Origin of the sequence: Rahnella sp. CG8 (assembly GCF_023701875.1) — a bacterium.
Classification (GTDB): Bacteria; Pseudomonadota; Gammaproteobacteria; order Enterobacterales; family Enterobacteriaceae; genus Rahnella; species Rahnella aceris.
This window is the reverse complement of the sequence record NZ_JABAED010000002.1, coordinates 106,952-123,381: the sequence shown is the minus strand read 5'-3', so window position 1 is coordinate 123,381 and position 16,430 is coordinate 106,952. Positions and strand designations below refer to the sequence as shown.

Below are 16,430 nucleotides of genomic sequence, written 5' to 3'. Positions count from 1 at the left end.
CATAAACACGTAAGGGAAGACTTTATTTAAACTGACAGCTGGCTTAGAGTCTTTACGTTACACGCGGGCTCTATTTCATTGAGTTCCTACGCAAAAAAAGAATTCTCTTTATATACTTATTCCAAGAGCTGTTGGCTCAATTTTGGGGATGAGATTGAGCACCTTATCGGGAGGCAAGGGAAGATGTTAATGAATCAAAGGTCTCTCAGGTTTTTAGTCGCCAGCTGTCTGCTGGCGAGCGGTCTCTCGCCGTGGTTTGCTGCATGGGCTACCGTGCCCGCGCTGCCATTAGGAAAAACCACGCTATCAAGCGTACAGAGCATGAGCCAGTTGCAGGCAGAGTTATTGCCAAGGGGCATCAGGCCGTTGTATCTGTCATCTCTGTCATCGCTTTATGCTGCAAATCATATGCAGCCCATGTGGAACGATCGTGAAACAGTTCAGTTATTCCAGCAGCAACTCGCCGAGCTGGCCATATCGGGGATCCAGCCTCAGTTCACGCAATGGGTGAAATGGCTGACGGATCCGCAAGTTACCGGCATGGCCCGTGATGTGGTGTTGTCAGATGCAATGCTGGGCTATTTGCAGTTTACGAGCAGCGTGGAAGCCGATGGAGATAAGTGGTTATACAGCGCCACACCGTACAAAATGACGACGCCGTCGCTGACTGTGATTAATCAGTGGCAACTGGCTGTGCGTCAGGGCAATACGTCACACTATTTGTCGACTCTCGCACCACAGCACCCTTATTACACCAAAATGCATGATGCATTGAAAATCATGCTGACGGACAATCGACCATGGCCCGTGATGACAGGATCAGCCAGTTTGCGTCCGGACCAGATCAGTGACGATGTCCCGGCCTTGCGGGAGATCCTGACCCGAACTGGTATGATGGTCGCCTCGCCTGAAGAGAATAAGGTGGCTAAACCGACAGATGAAACTATCGCTCCGAACACGCCGGGAAGCGCGGCAAATGACGATCTGTCTGTTGATGAAACCGCTGATAAGGCCCAGCAATCGACCCCGGCTGTCAGCCCTTCCGCAACATCAGTACAAGATGTCCTGCCAACGGTTCAGTCGACAGAAGTGCCAGCGACACCCGCGCCAGTGGCTGTCGCTGATAATCAGTACACACCGGATTTAGTGGAAGCTGTTAAGCGTTTTCAAAAATGGCAGGGGCTGGAAGCGGACGGTATTATTGGCGGACGTACCCGTCAGTGGCTGAATGCCTCTCCGCAATTGCGTGCTACCTTGCTGGCGCTGAATATTCAGCGTCTGCGCATTCTTCCAGGCAATGTGAACACCGGAATCATGGTGAACATTCCAAACTATCAGCTCACCTATTATCTCAATGGCAATGAAGTGTTGTCGTCACGGGTAATTGTCGGTCGTCCAAGCCGTAAAACGCCGTTAATGAGCAGTGCGTTGAATAATGTGGTGGTCAATCCACCGTGGAATGTGCCCACAACGTTAGTGCGTGAAGATATCGTGCCTAAAGCCATGAACAATCCCGGTTACTTCCAGCAACATGGCTATCAGGTATTGTCTGGCTGGAGTAACGATGCCGAAGTCATCGATCCTTCAATGATCGACTGGGCAATGATATCACCCAACCATTTCCCCTATCGCATCCGTCAGGCGCCGGGCGTAAGCAACTCTCTGGGGCGGTATAAATTTAATATGCCGAGTTCTGATGCTATTTATCTGCATGACACGCCAAACCATAACTTGTTCAGCAAAGACATTCGTGCGCTGAGTTCTGGCTGTGTGAGGGTGAATAAGGCTTCTGAATTAGCCAATATGCTGTTACAGGATGCAGGCTGGAATGACACGCGAATATCTTCTGCATTGCAGGGCGGCAATACCACGTATGTGGCAATACGCCATCATATACCGGTAAAACTGTTTTATCTGACGGCATGGGTCGCGGATGACGGTAAGCCGCAATTCAGAACAGATATTTACAATTATGATTCAACGGTGAGATCCGGTGCACAAATTCTGCCTCAGGCGGAAATTTTGCTTCAATAAATGCAGTAAAACTAATCTGATAAGGGTCAGAGTATTTGGCCATCGAACGAGCGTGAGCCACTGGCACGCTCGTTTTGCTTATATGGGTTCCCTTGACTCGCAGAAAATTGGCAGTTAAGGTTCAAAACGGCTCAGATCAGAGCTTATTTTTGACTCTCTTACCGGATAGTAAACTGTTCATGAATGAAATCGACAAACATCGCCGTAAATGGCTGGCATTAGGCAGTGCCGCTATGGGGATTGCATTACTTCCAGGTCGTGCATTCGCCACTCTTTCCACACCTCGCCCGCGTATTTTAGTCGTTAACAATATCAATACCGGCGAAACCCTCAAAACCGAGTTTTTTGATGGAAAGCGTTACAACAAGGATGAGTTGGCCCGGTTGAATCATCTGTTCAGGGACTATCGTGCGGAAAAAGTAAAATCTATCGATCCCGCGTTGTTCGATCACCTCTATCGTTTGCAGGTGATGCTTGGCGGAACGAATAAACCAGTCCAGCTGATTTCGGGTTACCGCTCACTGGCGACAAACAACAGCATGCGTGAACCCGGAAGCGGGGTAGCGAAGCACAGCTATCACACGCTTGGGCAGGCAATGGATTTCCACATTCAGGGCATCGAACTGAGCAATATCCGCAAAGCAGCATTAAAAATGCGGATGGGTGGTGTAGGATATTATCCACGAAGTAACTTTGTGCACATCGATACCGGTCCCGCACGGACCTGGTGATGTGTGTAATTAATGGCCTGCCGGAATGTGCAGGCCATTTTGTGGAGCTCTATGAAAACCCATCTTATTACCGTCACGGCGTTCAGCCAAAACTGCTCACTGATTTGGTGCGCTAAAACCAATCAGGCCGCCATTGTTGATCCGGGCGGTGAAGCCGCCAGGATCATCCAGGAAGTTTCTGCCAAAGGTGTATTGGTTACGCAAATTTTGCTGACTCACGGACATCTTGATCACGTTGGTGCCGCAGCAGAACTGGCTGCGCACTATCAGGTACCGGTTATCGGACCACAAAAAGAAGATGAATTCCTGCTGGATGCGTTACCGACCCAAAGCCAGATGTTTGGCCTCGACCATTGTGACCCGCTGACGCCGGATACCTGGCTGGAAGAAGGGGATTCAGTGGGTGTTGGTGAAGAAATCTTATCCGTGTTGCATTGCCCAGGCCATACGCCGGGGCATATTGTCTTCATCAATGATAAAGCGCGAATTGCCGTTTCTGGTGATGTGATTTTCAAGGGTGGCGTAGGCCGCAGTGATTTCCCGCGTGGTGACCATCAGGCGCTGATTCATTCCATCAAAACGAAATTATTACCGCTCGGCGATGACATGGTCTTTATTCCCGGTCATGGCCCGATGTCAGACTTTGGTTATGAGCGTAAAACGAACCCGTTCCTGCAGGATGAAATGCCGGTCTGGTAATTACGTTTGCTGCTTATCAGCAAAAAACAAAAAGCCCGTCAGGTATCCTGACGGGCTTTTTTAATTGAGCAACACTGCTTATCTTTTACAGTACGGCGACGATGGCTTCACACAGCGGTGCCATATTTTCGAGCGTGATGCCGGCAACGTTGATACGGCCGGAGTTCACCGCGTACACGCCGAATTCATCACGTAAACGCAATACCTGATCTTTGGTCAGGCCGCTGAAAGAGAACATCCCGTTCTGGTTAATAATAAAGCTGAAATCCTGTTGAGCGCCTTTTTCCTGCAAGGTGCTGACGAATAGCTGGCGCATACGATGGATACGCAGGCGCATATCGCTTAGTTCCTGCTCCCACAGCGTGCGCAAAGCTTCGTTACCCAGTATGGTGGCTACAACCGCAGCACCGTGTGACGGCGGGTTGGAGTAGTTTGCACGGATAACCGATTTCATTTGGCTGAAAGCGCGACCGGCAGTTTCTTCATCGGCTGCGACTAACGTACAAGCACCTACGCGTTCATTGTATAAGCCGAAGTTTTTCGAGTAAGAACTGGCGACCAGCAATTCCTTATGTTTTGCCACGAACAGGCGCAGACCCGCCGCATCTTCTTCCAGACCTTTTGCAAAGCCCTGATAGGCGAAGTCGAACAACGGTAACCAGCCGTTGCTCACCGACAATTCTGCCAGCTGTGCCCATTGTTCTTCCGTAGGATCGATACCGGTTGGATTGTGACAGCAGCCATGGAACAGCACCACGTCGCCTGCTTTCGCTTCGCTCAGGCTTTTCAGCATGCCATCGAAATCAAGGCTGTGATTTGCAGCGTCATAGTAATTGTATTCCACAACTTCCAGACCGGAAGCAGAGAACACACCTTTATGGTTCGGCCAGCTCGGATTACTGACCCACACGCGTCTGGCGCTGGTTTGTGTAGCGATGAAATCTGCTGCGATACGCAAAGCGCCGGTGCCGCCCGGAGTCTGTGCGGTGCGTGCCCGTTTATCAGCAATAACCGTGCTGTCTTTGCCAAACAGCAGTTCCTGTGTACAACGGGCAAAATCAGGCAACCCGTCGATACTCAGATAGGTTTTAGTGGTTTCATTTTCCAACAGGAACTGTTCGGCTTTTTTCACGCTGGCCAGAACCGGCGTTTTACCTGTTTCGTCTTTATAAACACCAATCCCCAGATTGATTTTATTAGAGCGGTCGTCAGCGCGGAAAAGATCGGTAAGACCCAGGATAGGGTCAGCAGGTGCTGCAGTGATTTTTTCAAACATGTCGGAAAATTCCATAGCCTGATATTACGAAAGAGGTCATCAGGGTAACGCCAGCGCCCCCTTTTGCCAACCGTTTGCGGCAAAAAGAAAACAGAGTTGTGAGAAGGCGTGGGAGATTAAAATATTTTATAGGCGAGGGTGGAAAAGCGGTATTTTCAAGACTCAGAAATGCAAAAGGCAGAGCCGAAGCTCTGCCTTGATATCCACTTTGATGCGCCCGTAAGCGCATCGTTAAGTGATATTAGAACTGGTATTGCAGACCAACACCCACGATGTCGTCAGTGCTGCGACCCGCTGCTTTGGTGTAGCTGTTGTCGTCCAGCAGGTTGATTTTGTAGTCAACATAGGTAGACATGTTTTTGTTGAAGTAGTAGTAAGTACCAACTTCTACATATTTAACCAGGTCAGCATCGCCGCCAGCGTAGGTAGAACCGTTGTTGGTGAAACCGTTCAGGCTCTTACCTTTAGACTGCAGGTATGCGATAGATGGGCGCAGACCGAAATCGAACTGGTACTGAGCAACAACTTCGAAGTTCTGAGTTTTGTTAGCAATTGCATCCGGGTTACCGTAATCGGTGGTGTTACGTGATTCACCGTAGAAGGTTGCCAGGTACAGGTTGTTAGCGTCGTATTTAGCGCCGAATGCGTATGCGTCAGCTTTGTCGCCAGTGCCGTCTTGTTTCTGAGTAACAGTACGGTTAGAAGAGAAGTAAGCACCAGTAATGCTAACACCTGAGTTGCCGATAGCGTAAGCGGCAGAAGTACCCCAGCCGTCACCATTGGAATCAACTGCGCCACGACCATCACGACCTTCGTCGTTTTTGCCCTGGTACTGTACAGCGAAGCTCAGGCCATCAACCAGACCGAAGAAGTTGCTGTTACGGTAAGTTGCCACACCGTTAGCACGACCAACCATGAAGTTGTCGTTGTTCTGGTACATGGTGTCATCGCCATAGATTGGCAATTGGTCGGTGTAGGACATTACGTCGTAGATTACGCCGTAGTTACGACCGTAGTCGAAAGAACCTGCATCACCAAATTTCAGACCTGCGAAGCCCAGACGAGTTTTGTTGCCTTCATCGCCAGCACTTTCTGCATGGTTAGCCTGAACGTTGTATTCCCACTGGCCGTAACCGGTCAGTTGGTCAGTAATTTGAGTTTCGCCTTTGAAGCCGAAACGGACATAGGTCTGGTCGCCATCGTCGCCAGCATTGTCAGAGAAGGTGTGACGTGCGTCAACTTTACCGTACAGATCCAGTTTGTTGCCATCTTTGTTATAGATCTCAGCTGCATTAGCTGCACCAGCAACTAACAGAGCAGGGATTACCACTGCAAGAATATTGCGCTTCATCATTATTATTACCCTCATTGGTTTTATTTGGACACCTGCCACTGCCTAAATAATTCTTTACGGAACTATTCACGAAAGTTTGGTGTCTCCTGTGTCTGAACGCACTATTCCATCCGTGGTGAGCTTAATCCACAGCGAAAATGCTACTAAATTACTAAATATGTTTCAGCAGGAAAGAATGTATTTCAAAATGTGTATTTTACGGAACTTTGTGACAGGGATCTATCTTTGAAAATGACTAAGGCCAGCAAAGCTGGCCTTAGTTTTGTAACTATTATGTTAATTAAAAATAGTTTAATTAATTAGAAGGTTGCACTACGTGGTGTACGTGGGAACGGGATCACGTCACGAACGTTTTGAACACCGGTTACATAGGCGACTAAACGTTCAAAGCCAAGGCCGAAGCCTGAATGCGGGACTGTGCCGTAACGACGAAGATCGCGATACCACCAATAATCTTCTTTATTTAGCCCCATTTCAGCCATACGGGCGTCCAGTACGTCCAGACGTTCCTCACGCTGAGAGCCACCGATAATCTCACCAATGCCCGGTGCCAGAACATCCATTGCCGCGACGGTTTTACCATCGTCATTCATACGCATGTAGAAGGCTTTGATATCTTTCGGATAGTTTTTAACCACCACCGGCGCTTTGAAATGCTGTTCCGCGAGATAACGTTCATGCTCAGAAGAAAGGTCGACACCCCATGAAACCGGGTTTTCGAATTTCTGATCACAATTCATTAATATTTCTACTGCATCGGTGTAGTCTACCTGGGCGAAATCGGATGTTACAAATCGCTCAAGGCGTGCAACAGCATCTTTGTCTACACGGTCAGCAAAAAAGGCCATATCGTCTGCGCGTTCGTCTAAAACGGCTTTGAAAACATATTTAAGCATGTTTTCAGCCAGTGCTGCGATGTCATCCAGTGTCGCAAATGCGACTTCCGGTTCTACCATCCAGAATTCCGCAAGGTGACGGCTGGTGTTGGAATTCTCTGCACGGAAAGTCGGACCGAAGGTGTAAACCTTAGACAGCGCACAGGCATACGTTTCGCCGTTCAGCTGGCCGGAAACCGTCAGGAACGCTTCTTTGCCGAAGAAATCTTCGCTGAAGTCGATTTCGCCTTTGTCTGTACGCGGCAGATTTTGCAGATCCAGTGTCGATACGCGGAACATCTCACCCGCGCCTTCAGTATCGGAGGCAGTGATCAGCGGTGTGGACACCCAGAAATACCCGTTTTCATGATAGAAACGGTGAATGGCCTGAGAGAGGGTGTTGCGCACACGGGCGACAGCACCAATCAGATTGGTGCGCGGGCGAAGGTGAGCCACTTCACGCAGGTATTCGATGCTGTGGCGTTTTGCCGCCATCGGATAAGTATCAGGGTCATCCACCCAGCCAACAACGTTGACGGTCGTTGCCTGCAACTCAAAACTCTGGCCTTCGCCAGGTGAGGCGACAACAATACCGGTCACTTCTACTGAACAACCCGTCGTCAGACGCAATACGTCTTCCTGATAATTGGGCAGAGAATTATTGATGACGGCCTGTAAAGGATTAAAGCAGGAGCCGTCATAAACGGCGACGAATGAGATACCAGCTTTAGAATCTCTCCGGGTACGTACCCAACCGCGTACGGTGACTTCACTGTCAACCGCAGCACGGCCTTGCAGTACGTCGACTACAGGCACAACGCTCATAGATTTCTCTCTTTCTTTATATATGTTGACTAAGAAATATTGGACACCCTGTAAATAGGGATTTTGCTATGTTACTTAGGCTTTCTCAGGACACAAGCAGAAATCGTCGTCAGCGGACAAGAATTGTGGCGCGAATGAAGAGAGTTGTGGGGAAATATTGAGAGAGTGAATAAAAGCCGAGCAGAATTAGATCGCAACTATATAAAGGAAAGAAAATCTGAATAAAGCGCCGGATTGATTTCCGGCACTTTAGGGAGAGTCAGGACGCTTTTTTCACCAGCGGCAGATCGAAAGCTTTGCGCAGGGCTTTAACAAAAGCTTTGTCCTGGCAAATCGTTTTGCCTGGGCTGTCAGAGAGTTTTGCGACAGGTTTGCCATTGCACTGTACCAATTTAATGACAATATTCAGCGGCTTCACGCCCGGAATATTACATGTCAGACGCGTACCAATCCCGAATATCAGATTCACCCGTTGATGGAAATGGCGATACAGGTGTAACGCTTTGTCCAGATCCAGATTGTCGGAAAAGACCAGCGTTTTGGTCATCGGGTCGATATCCAGCGCATGATAATGCGTTATCGCCTTTTCACCCCATTCAAACGGATCCCCGGAATCATGACGCAGTCCCTGATAGGCATTGGCGAATTTGCTGCCGAAATCACGCAGGAAAGCATCCATCGTAATGCAGTCAGTGAGAGCGATCCCCAGTTGATCCGGGTATTCGTCCAGCCAGGCCTGCAACGCCGCGCGCTGGCTGTTAGCCAGAACCGGGCTGATTTGCTGATGTGCCTGGAACCATTCGTGGGCTTGCGTGCCGACCGGTGCCAGCTGCAATTTATGCGCTAAATCGTAGTTACTGGTGCCGACCAGATAAGGGAATTCATTTTTCAGTGTGCTGACGATGGCTTCCTGAACTTCACCGGAGAAGCGGCGACGGGTACCGAAATCCATCAGACGGAACGCGCTGAGATCGATATCTGCGGCCTGTTCTTTAAAACTGGCGAGATTTTTACGCAGGTGCTCCACGGCCATTTGCGCCGTCACTTGTGGAGAACGCTGGCGATGGACAACTTCACTGATGACCGCGAGCAGCGGCACTTCCCACATAATCACTTCACGCCACGGGCCCTCGATGCGCACATGCAAATGTCCGTTGCGATCGGAAACCATTACATGTTCAGGATTGTAGCGGAAGGTTTTTAGCCAGTTCAGGTAATCCTGCGTGAAGAACGGCAGCCCGGAAAGGTAGGTGAACTCGTCGTCCGTCAGCGCCAGTTGACTCATCATCTGGATTTGCTGGCGGACCTCGCTGGCGTATTCGCCCAGCAGTTCATCACCACGGCAACGGAACTCTGCCACGACGCTGATGTTGTGGTAGCGATGGTAGACTGCTTGCTGCATATGAAGCTTGTAGGCATCGGTATCTAACAGCGAAGTCAAAATCGGGGAGGCGTATGGAGTCATAGCGCGTTTACAGCATCCTCGTCAGAAACTGAGTGTTTGAACACAAACAACCGTTCCGTAAAAAAAACGTTCTGGATAAAACAGCAAAGTCTGTGAAGTATACCGTATTATCCCGTCAAAGAACCCTCATCACATCATAATTGTCGGGGAATGGTCGAGGTCTAAATGTGCTTAAATGTAGGAAATATGGGCAGGCTGGCGATTTTCCGGCGTAAAAAAAGCACGAATTGATTACATAAATTTAATCAATCTGACATTAAGGAAGAAAAAATTGGGGGCGATTAAACCCCGGTTTTCTTATGTTCATTTCGCTACGTTTGTTCACGATAGTAAACGAACTGATGTTTTCGAGAGTGATTCAGGTTTTTTTTGCCCCAAATACCGATCACCCGCATCACGACCAGTATGTGAATACCATGAAGCCATACGACAAGCTGTCCGTGACGGTTGTGTTTTTGCCGGATGCGCCAAACCCGCTGTTTTACAGAAATTTCTGTGTTTTGGTTGAAAGGTGCGCATACGCACTCACAAACTGGCAACAATCTGGGATTTCCTGATGCCTGTGGTAGAGTTTAAAGATAAAAAGTATGAAGGTCGTCCGGTGTGCTGTGCAGCGATTCGCTGACTTGCAAAACCTGCTTCATCAATCAATATCGCCATCACTACTAACCACCAACACGTCAAAAGGTTTTTTATGACTCAACTGCCACAAGCCAAGTTCCGCCACGATTATCGTGCGCCGGACTATACCATCACGGACATTGACCTTAATTTCGAGCTTGATGCACAGAAGACCCTTGTGACTGCGGTCAGTCAGATTAAACGACAGGGCGCAGAGGGCGCGCCGCTGGTGCTCAACGGCGAAGACCTGACCCTTATTAGCCTGAAGGTTAACGGCCAGGACTGGCCAAAATATCAGTTAAAAGAAGGCGCACTGGAAATTACCGGTGTGCCGGAAGCCTTTGAACTGGCGATTGTTAATGAAATTCATCCGGCAAAAAACACTGCGCTCGAAGGATTGTATCTTTCCGGTGAAGCGCTTTGTACGCAGTGTGAAGCCGAGGGTTTCCGCCACATTACGTATTATCTGGATCGTCCGGATGTGCTGGCGCGTTTCACGACCCGCATTGTGGCGGATAAAGCCCGCTATCCGTATCTGCTGTCAAACGGTAACCGTATTGATCAGGGTGAGCTGGAAGGCGGCAAACACTGGATCAAATGGCAGGACCCGTTCCCGAAACCTTGCTACCTGTTTGCGCTGGTCGCGGGTGATTTTGATGTGTTGCGCGATTCCTTCAAAACCCGTTCCGGCCGGGATGTAGCGCTCGAACTGTTTGTCGATCGTGGCAATCTGGATCGTGCAGGCTGGGCGATGGAATCCCTGAAGCAGTCCATGAAATGGGACGAAACCCGTTTTAATCTGGAATACGACCTCGACATCTTTATGATTGTCGCCGTTGATTTCTTCAACATGGGCGCGATGGAGAACAAAGGCCTGAATGTCTTTAACTCCAAATACGTGCTGGCGAAAGCCGAAACCGCCACCGATAAAGATTATCTTGGTATCGAAGCGGTGATCGGCCATGAATACTTCCATAACTGGACCGGCAACCGAGTGACCTGCCGCGACTGGTTCCAGCTGAGCCTGAAAGAAGGCCTGACCGTATTCCGCGATCAGGAATTCAGCTCTGATCTGGGCTCGCGTTCAGTTAACCGCATCGATAACGTACGTGTCATGCGTGGTGCGCAGTTCTCTGAAGATGCCAGCCCGATGGCGCACCCGATCCGTCCGGAAAAAGTCATTGAAATGAATAACTTCTACACCCTGACGGTGTACGAGAAAGGTTCAGAAGTTATTCGCATGCTGCACACTTTGCTGGGTGAAGAGAAATTCCAGGCTGGCATGCAGTTGTATTTCGAGCGTCATGATGGCAGCGCGGCAACCTGTGACGATTTTGTACAGGCGATGGAAGATGCCTCAAACGTCGATCTTTCCCTGTTCCGTCGCTGGTACAGCCAGTCTGGTACACCAGTGCTGACCGTGCGCGACGACTATGACGTGGAAAAACAGCAATACACCCTGACTGTCAGCCAGAAAACCCCGCCGACGCCTGATCAGACTGAAAAGCTGCCACTGCATATCCCGCTGGATATTGAACTGTATGACCCGCAGGGCAATGTGATTGCGCTGAAACAACAGGGTAAGACGGTCAGTAACGTGCTGAACGTGACTGAAGCTGAGCAGACGTTTGTGTTTGACGACGTGGAATATCCGCCGGTGCCTTCCTTACTACGTGAATTCTCCGCACCGGTGAAACTCGATTACAAATGGGGCGATCATCAGCTGACTTTCCTGATGAAGTACGCGCGTAATGATTTCGCCCGCTGGGATGCGGCACAAAGCCTGCTGGCAATTTACATCAAACTGAACGTAGCGCGTCATCAGCAGAAACTGCCATTGTCCCTGCCGTTGCATGTGGCAGATGCGTTCCGGGCGGTATTGCTGGATGAGAACATTGATCCGGCGCTGGCGTCGCAGATTCTGACTCTGCCGTCTGAAAATGAAATTGCTGAACTGTTCGATATTATCGATCCTGAAGCGATCAGCGCTGTTCACGATGCGATCACCCGTTGTCTGGCAACCGAAATGGCGGATGAATTCCTGGCGGTTTACAACGCTAACCGTCTGCCTGCATACCGTGTCGTGCATGAAGATATCGGTAAACGTTCGCTGCGTAACACCTGCCTGCATTATCTGGCCTTTGCCGATGTGACGCTGGCAGATCAACTTGTCAGAGCGCAGTTTGAGCAGGCTGATAACATGACGGATTCTCTGGCGGCGATGTCTGCGGCGGTTTCCGCGCAACTGCCTTGCCGTGAATCCCTGATGGCGGCTTACGATGAGCGCTGGCATCACGACGGTCTGGTGATGGATAAATGGTTTATCCAGCAGGCGACCAGCCCGGCAGCCGATGTATTGCAGAAAGTCCGTTCACTGCTGAACCACCGTTCATTCAGCATGGGCAACCCGAACCGGGTCCGTTCATTAATCGGTGCTTTTGCGTCTGCAAATCCTTCTGCATTCCATGCCGCAGATGGCAGCGGTTATCAGTTCCTGACTGAAATGCTCACCGATCTTAACACCCGTAACCCGCAGGTAGCGGCACGTATGATCGAGCCGTTGATCCGCCTGAAACGCTATGACCAGAACCGTCAGGCGCTGATGCGTCAGGCGCTGCAACAGCTGAAAGGGCTGGAAAATCTGTCCGGTGATTTGTTCGAGAAAATTACCAAAGCGTTAGATGCGTAATCGCAATCAACCGCAAAGCAAAAGGGCGATGGAAACATCGCCCTTTTTTCGTTTTGTGTTCGCTGAACAGAGAGATCAGTTTTGCGCGCGTTTTGCTTCCTGCGCCACCGTGTGTGGAGGCTGTGGCGTCAGCACGCGTTCCAGCACTTCGGCTTCCAGCTCCGCCAGTCGCGCAGAACCTTTACGACGCGGACGTGGCAAATCAACCGTTAAATCCATGCCAATCTGCCCCTGATCGATAAGGATCACACGGTCAGCGACGGTCACCGCTTCACTGACATCGTGCGTCACCAGCAGCACGGTGAAATCATGCTGCTGCCACAAACGCTCGATCAGGCTTTGCATCTCGATGCGCGTCAGGGCATCCAGTGCGCCCAGCGGTTCATCCAGTAACAGCAGGCGAGGGCGGTGGATTAATGCACGCGCCAGTGCCACGCGTTGTTTCTGTCCGCCGGATAATGCTGACGGCCAGTCGTCGGCACGATCTGCCAGCCCGACTTCTTCCAGTGCAGCTTGTGCGGCTTCACGCCACTGGCCTTTCAGGCCCAATCCCACGTTATCAATCACCTTTTTCCATGGCAGCAGTCGGTCATCCTGAAACATGAGACGCGTATCTTCGCGCACCTGACTCAGCGGTGCGCTGGCGCTGAGCAGTTCGCCCTGAGTGGTTTTTTCCAGCCCGGCCAGCAAACGCAGCAGGGTACTTTTGCCACAACCGCTGCGCCCGACGACGGCTACAAACTGGCCGGGCGGAATGCGCAGATTGATATCGTTCAGCACGGCGCGGTTACCGTATTTTTTGGTGATGCCGGACAGTGTCACCGGCGTGCCTTGCGGAATACGTGCGGGGGCGTTCATGCGGCATCTCCTTGTTTTTTCTGATATGCAGGGTGCCAGCGCAGCCAGACACTTTCCAGCAGGCGGGCAAGGACATCGGCCAGTTTGCCAAGAATGGCGTAAAGCACGATGGCGACAACCACGACGTCAGTTTGTAAAAACTCGCGGGCATTCATCGCCAGATAACCAATCCCGGAGTTGGCGGAAATGGTTTCGGCCACAATCAACGTCAGCCACATGAACCCCAGCGCAAATCGGACGCCGACCATAATTGATGGCAACGCGCCCGGTAATACCACCTGAATAAACAGCGGGAAACCGGAAAGCCCGTAACTGCGCGACATTTCAAGCAGACCGCGGTCGATATTGCGGATGCCGTGGTAAGTGTTGAGATAAATCGGGAACAACGTTCCCAGCGCCACCAGGAAGATCTTGGCGGATTCATCAATGCCGAACCACAGGATCACCAGCGGGATCAGCGCCAGATGCGGAATGTTTCGTAGCATTTGCAGAGAACTGTCGAGCAGACGTTCGCCCCAGCGGGAAAGCCCGGTAATAAAGCCGAGAAGCAAGCCGAGACTGCCGCCGATAGCGAAACCAATCAGAGCGCGGAAGGTACTGATTTTCAGGTTCTGCCACAGCTCGCCACTCTTCGCCAGTGTCCAGAAGGCTTCCACCACTGCGCTGGGAGCGGGCAGAATGCGGTTGGATAACCAGCCCGCTTCGACAGCCAGCTGCCAGCCACCGATCAGAACCACCGGCACTACCCAGGGAGCAGCGCGGTTCAGCCAGCGTTGTGTCGTTGTCATCGGTATTCTCCTCAGTGCTGACTGGCGGTGCGTTTGGTCGCAAAGTCATGAGCGACCAGCTCGCCACGTGGCAAAATGGCTTTCTTCACAGTATTGTCATCTTCCGGTTTCGCCAGTTCCAGATGCGGGAACAGCAGTTCGCTGACGCGGTACGCTTCTTCCAGATGCGGATAACCGGAGAAAATAAAGGTATCAATGCCCAGATCAGCATATTCCTGCATACGCGCGGCGACGGTCGGGCCATCGCCCACCAGCGCTGTCCCGGCTCCGGTGCGTACCAGACCAATGCCGGCCCAGAGATTCGGGCTGATTTCCAGCTTGTTGCGGTCGCCGCCGTGCAATGCCGCCATACGATGCTGGCCGACAGAGTCGGTTTTAGCGAAAGCCGCCTGCGCGCGTTGAATAGTTTCATCATCCACGTTGGCGATAAGTTTGTCGGCAGCACGCCAGGCTTCCTCGGTGGTTTCACGCACAATCACGTGCAGACGAATGCCGAAACGCACGGTGCGGCCTTGCGCGGCAGCTTTGGCACGCACCTGTTCAATTTTCTCTTTCACTAACGCCGGAGGTTCGCCCCAGGTCAGATAAAGTTCCACCTGCTCGGCGGCGAGATCCTGCGCTTCGTCGGAAGAACCACCGAAATACAGCGGCGGGCGGGGGTATTGAACCGGTGGATGCATCAGGCTCGCGCCTTTGACCTGAATGTGTTTGCCTTCGTAATCGACGGTTTCACCTTCCAGAACACGACGCCAGATACGCGTAAATTCCGCCGACGCTTCATAACGTTCTTTATGATTGAGGTGTAAACCTTCAGCCGCCAGTTCAGCCGGATCGCCACCGGTCACCAGATTAAACAGTGCACGACCGCCGGAAAGCCGGTCGAGTGTTGCTGCCTGACGGGCTGCCAGTGTCGGAGAAATAATGCCGGGACGCAGCGCCACCAGGAATTTCAGACGTTGTGTGACAGAAATCAGGGAAGCCGCTACCAGCCATGAGTCCTCGCATGAACGACCCGTTGGCAGTAGCACGCCGCCAAAACCTAAACGGTCAGCCGCTTGCGCGATCTGCTGAAGATAGCCGTGATCGACCACGCGGGCACCTTCTTCTGTGCCTAAATAGCGGCCGTCGCCGTGGGTAGGTAAAAACCAGAATACGTTCAGACTCATCGTTGTGTTCCTCTCAAAGTGTGCGATTCGTTACCGCTCAGCGGCGGCTAAATGGATGTTCAGTTAGCTTGTACGGCTGGTTTCCAGATGCGGTCTTTAATTTCAACCGGCTTTGGCAAAATATGGTTCTGATAGAACAAATCGGCGGTTTGCTGCTGGCGCTTTTCTGTTTCCGCACTGACCGGCGTGATAGGCATATCCGGCAGATGATCCAGATAAGAGGCGACCACTTTTTCCGGTAACCCCATCGACTGAGAAAGCAGTTTGATACTTTGTTCACGGTCAGTTTTGGTCAGCGCATTCGCCTGCGTTAACACTTCCAGAACCTGACGGATGAACTGAGGATTGGCCTCGGTGTATTTTTTCGGTGCCAGATAGAAGGAGCCCGTCTGGTGGAGCGTCGAGCCGTCGGTCAGAACGCGCACATCACCCTGAACTTGCGCGGCCGAATAATACGGATCCCAGATAGCCCAGGCATCCACATCATGTTGCTGGAATGCGGCCCGTGCATCGGCAGGGGTCAGATAGACCGGCTGGATATCGCTGAATTTCAGGCCCGCCTGTTGCAGGGCACGCAACAGCAGGTTGTGCGAACTGGAGCCTTTCTGGAAAGCGACTTTATGACCTTTGAGATCTGCGACGGTTTTGATCGGACTGTTGCTGTCGACCAGAATCACTTCTGCTTTCGGTTTCGGGGGTTCAGAGCCGATATACAACAAATCTGCCCCCGCTGCCTGCGCGAACAACGGCGGCAAATCACCGGTACCGCCCAGATCAATACTTCCGACGTTCAGCGCTTCAAGAATTTGCGGCCCGGCAGGGAATTCTACCCAGCTTATTTTTGTGTCCGGGAAACGTTTTTCCAGTAACTGGTGTGATTTCGCCAGCACCAGTCCGACAGATCCTTTCTGATAGGCAATACGTAATTGCGCCGGATCCTTTTCCTGAGCCGTTGCGGTGCCGCTCAGGAAAAGGCTGGTCAGCAGGCTGGCCACAACCGGGATACGGCGTAATAAAGAGAAAGAAGCAGGCATGATTAATTCCTTTTA

12 protein-coding genes are annotated in these 16,430 nt (G+C 51.3%); 4 read left to right on the top strand and 8 right to left on the bottom strand.

Annotated features, from left to right (window positions below; translation table 11 throughout):
- Window positions 1-183 precede the first annotated feature (183 nt).
- From ldtD to HGO41_RS02540, 3 genes are all read left to right on the top strand, one after another.
- Window positions 184-2,034: a L,D-transpeptidase gene (gene ldtD / locus HGO41_RS02550; protein ID WP_250980737.1), complete on the top strand. Its 1,851-nt coding sequence runs from the start codon at window positions 184-186 to the stop codon at window positions 2,032-2,034.
- 179 nt (window positions 2,035-2,213) lie between these two features.
- Window positions 2,214-2,765, top strand: coding sequence for a peptidoglycan L,D-endopeptidase MepK (mepK, locus tag HGO41_RS02545; RefSeq protein ID WP_013574851.1), 552 nt, complete (start codon window positions 2,214-2,216; stop codon window positions 2,763-2,765).
- Between the two features lie 51 nt (window positions 2,766-2,816).
- Window positions 2,817-3,464, top strand: a complete 648-nt coding sequence (locus tag HGO41_RS02540; protein WP_250980736.1) for an MBL fold metallo-hydrolase — start codon at window positions 2,817-2,819, stop codon at window positions 3,462-3,464.
- 85 nt (window positions 3,465-3,549) lie between these two features.
- On the opposite strand, the gene HGO41_RS02535 is transcribed toward HGO41_RS02540, so the two are convergent.
- From HGO41_RS02535 to pncB, 4 genes are all read right to left on the bottom strand, one after another.
- Entirely contained in the window at window positions 3,550-4,740 is a 1,191-nt protein-coding gene (locus tag HGO41_RS02535) for an amino acid aminotransferase (protein WP_013574853.1), read from the bottom strand.
- 241 nt (window positions 4,741-4,981) lie between these two features.
- Window positions 4,982-6,094, bottom strand: coding sequence for a porin OmpC (gene ompC, locus HGO41_RS02530; protein WP_013574854.1), 1,113 nt, complete (start codon window positions 6,092-6,094; stop codon window positions 4,982-4,984).
- Between the two features lie 299 nt (window positions 6,095-6,393).
- On the bottom strand, window positions 6,394-7,794 hold the full coding sequence (asnS, locus tag HGO41_RS02525; RefSeq protein ID WP_013574855.1) for an asparagine--tRNA ligase: 1,401 nt from the start codon (window positions 7,792-7,794) through the stop codon (window positions 6,394-6,396).
- 259 nt (window positions 7,795-8,053) lie between these two features.
- Window positions 8,054-9,259: a nicotinate phosphoribosyltransferase gene (gene pncB / locus HGO41_RS02520; RefSeq protein ID WP_241917212.1), complete on the bottom strand. Its 1,206-nt coding sequence runs from the start codon at window positions 9,257-9,259 to the stop codon at window positions 8,054-8,056.
- A gap of 694 nt (window positions 9,260-9,953) precedes the next feature.
- Here pncB and pepN point away from each other — a divergent pair.
- Window positions 9,954-12,569 (top strand): aminopeptidase N, encoded by a 2,616-nt coding sequence (pepN, locus tag HGO41_RS02515; RefSeq protein ID WP_166860068.1) that lies wholly within the window; start codon window positions 9,954-9,956, stop codon window positions 12,567-12,569.
- Between the two features lie 75 nt (window positions 12,570-12,644).
- Here pepN and ssuB read toward each other — a convergent pair whose 3' ends face one another.
- From ssuB to HGO41_RS02495, 4 genes are read right to left on the bottom strand one after another with little or no spacing between them, the layout of a single operon-like run.
- On the bottom strand, window positions 12,645-13,427 hold the full coding sequence (gene ssuB / locus HGO41_RS02510; protein ID WP_013574858.1) for an aliphatic sulfonates ABC transporter ATP-binding protein: 783 nt from the start codon (window positions 13,425-13,427) through the stop codon (window positions 12,645-12,647).
- Entirely contained in the window at window positions 13,424-14,215 is a 792-nt protein-coding gene (ssuC, locus tag HGO41_RS02505) for an aliphatic sulfonate ABC transporter permease SsuC (protein WP_013574859.1), read from the bottom strand. Before ssuC ends, ssuB begins: the two co-directional genes overlap by 4 nt.
- 11 nt (window positions 14,216-14,226) lie before the next feature.
- The gene (gene ssuD / locus HGO41_RS02500) at window positions 14,227-15,381 is read right to left on the bottom strand and encodes an FMNH2-dependent alkanesulfonate monooxygenase (protein WP_013574860.1); all 1,155 of its coding nucleotides are present in this window, start codon (window positions 15,379-15,381) and stop codon (window positions 14,227-14,229) included.
- 59 nt (window positions 15,382-15,440) lie between these two features.
- Entirely contained in the window at window positions 15,441-16,415 is a 975-nt protein-coding gene (locus HGO41_RS02495; RefSeq protein ID WP_250980735.1) for a sulfonate ABC transporter substrate-binding protein, read from the bottom strand.
- Between the last annotated feature and the right edge of the window lie 15 nt (window positions 16,416-16,430).

Bases quoted from the DNA above. Each gene is read 5' to 3' on its own strand.
- ssuD (WP_013574860.1), bottom strand. From the start codon at position 15,381: ATGAGTCTGAACGTATTCTGGTTTTTACCTACCCACGGCGACGGCCGC.
- pncB (WP_241917212.1), bottom strand. From the start codon at position 9,259: ATGACTCCATACGCCTCCCCGATTTTGACTTCGCTGTTAGATACCGAT.
- ompC (WP_013574854.1), bottom strand. From the start codon at position 6,094: ATGATGAAGCGCAATATTCTTGCAGTGGTAATCCCTGCTCTGTTAGTT.
- ldtD (WP_250980737.1), top strand. From the start codon at position 184: ATGTTAATGAATCAAAGGTCTCTCAGGTTTTTAGTCGCCAGCTGTCTG.
- pepN (WP_166860068.1), top strand. From the start codon at position 9,954: ATGACTCAACTGCCACAAGCCAAGTTCCGCCACGATTATCGTGCGCCG.
- HGO41_RS02495 (WP_250980735.1), bottom strand. From the start codon at position 16,415: ATGCCTGCTTCTTTCTCTTTATTACGCCGTATCCCGGTTGTGGCCAGC.
- ssuB (WP_013574858.1), bottom strand. From the start codon at position 13,427: ATGAACGCCCCCGCACGTATTCCGCAAGGCACGCCGGTGACACTGTCC.
- mepK (WP_013574851.1), top strand. From the start codon at position 2,214: ATGAATGAAATCGACAAACATCGCCGTAAATGGCTGGCATTAGGCAGT.
- asnS (WP_013574855.1), bottom strand. From the start codon at position 7,794: ATGAGCGTTGTGCCTGTAGTCGACGTACTGCAAGGCCGTGCTGCGGTT.
- ssuC (WP_013574859.1), bottom strand. From the start codon at position 14,215: ATGACAACGACACAACGCTGGCTGAACCGCGCTGCTCCCTGGGTAGTG.
- HGO41_RS02535 (WP_013574853.1), bottom strand. From the start codon at position 4,740: ATGTTTGAAAAAATCACTGCAGCACCTGCTGACCCTATCCTGGGTCTT.
- HGO41_RS02540 (WP_250980736.1), top strand. From the start codon at position 2,817: ATGAAAACCCATCTTATTACCGTCACGGCGTTCAGCCAAAACTGCTCA.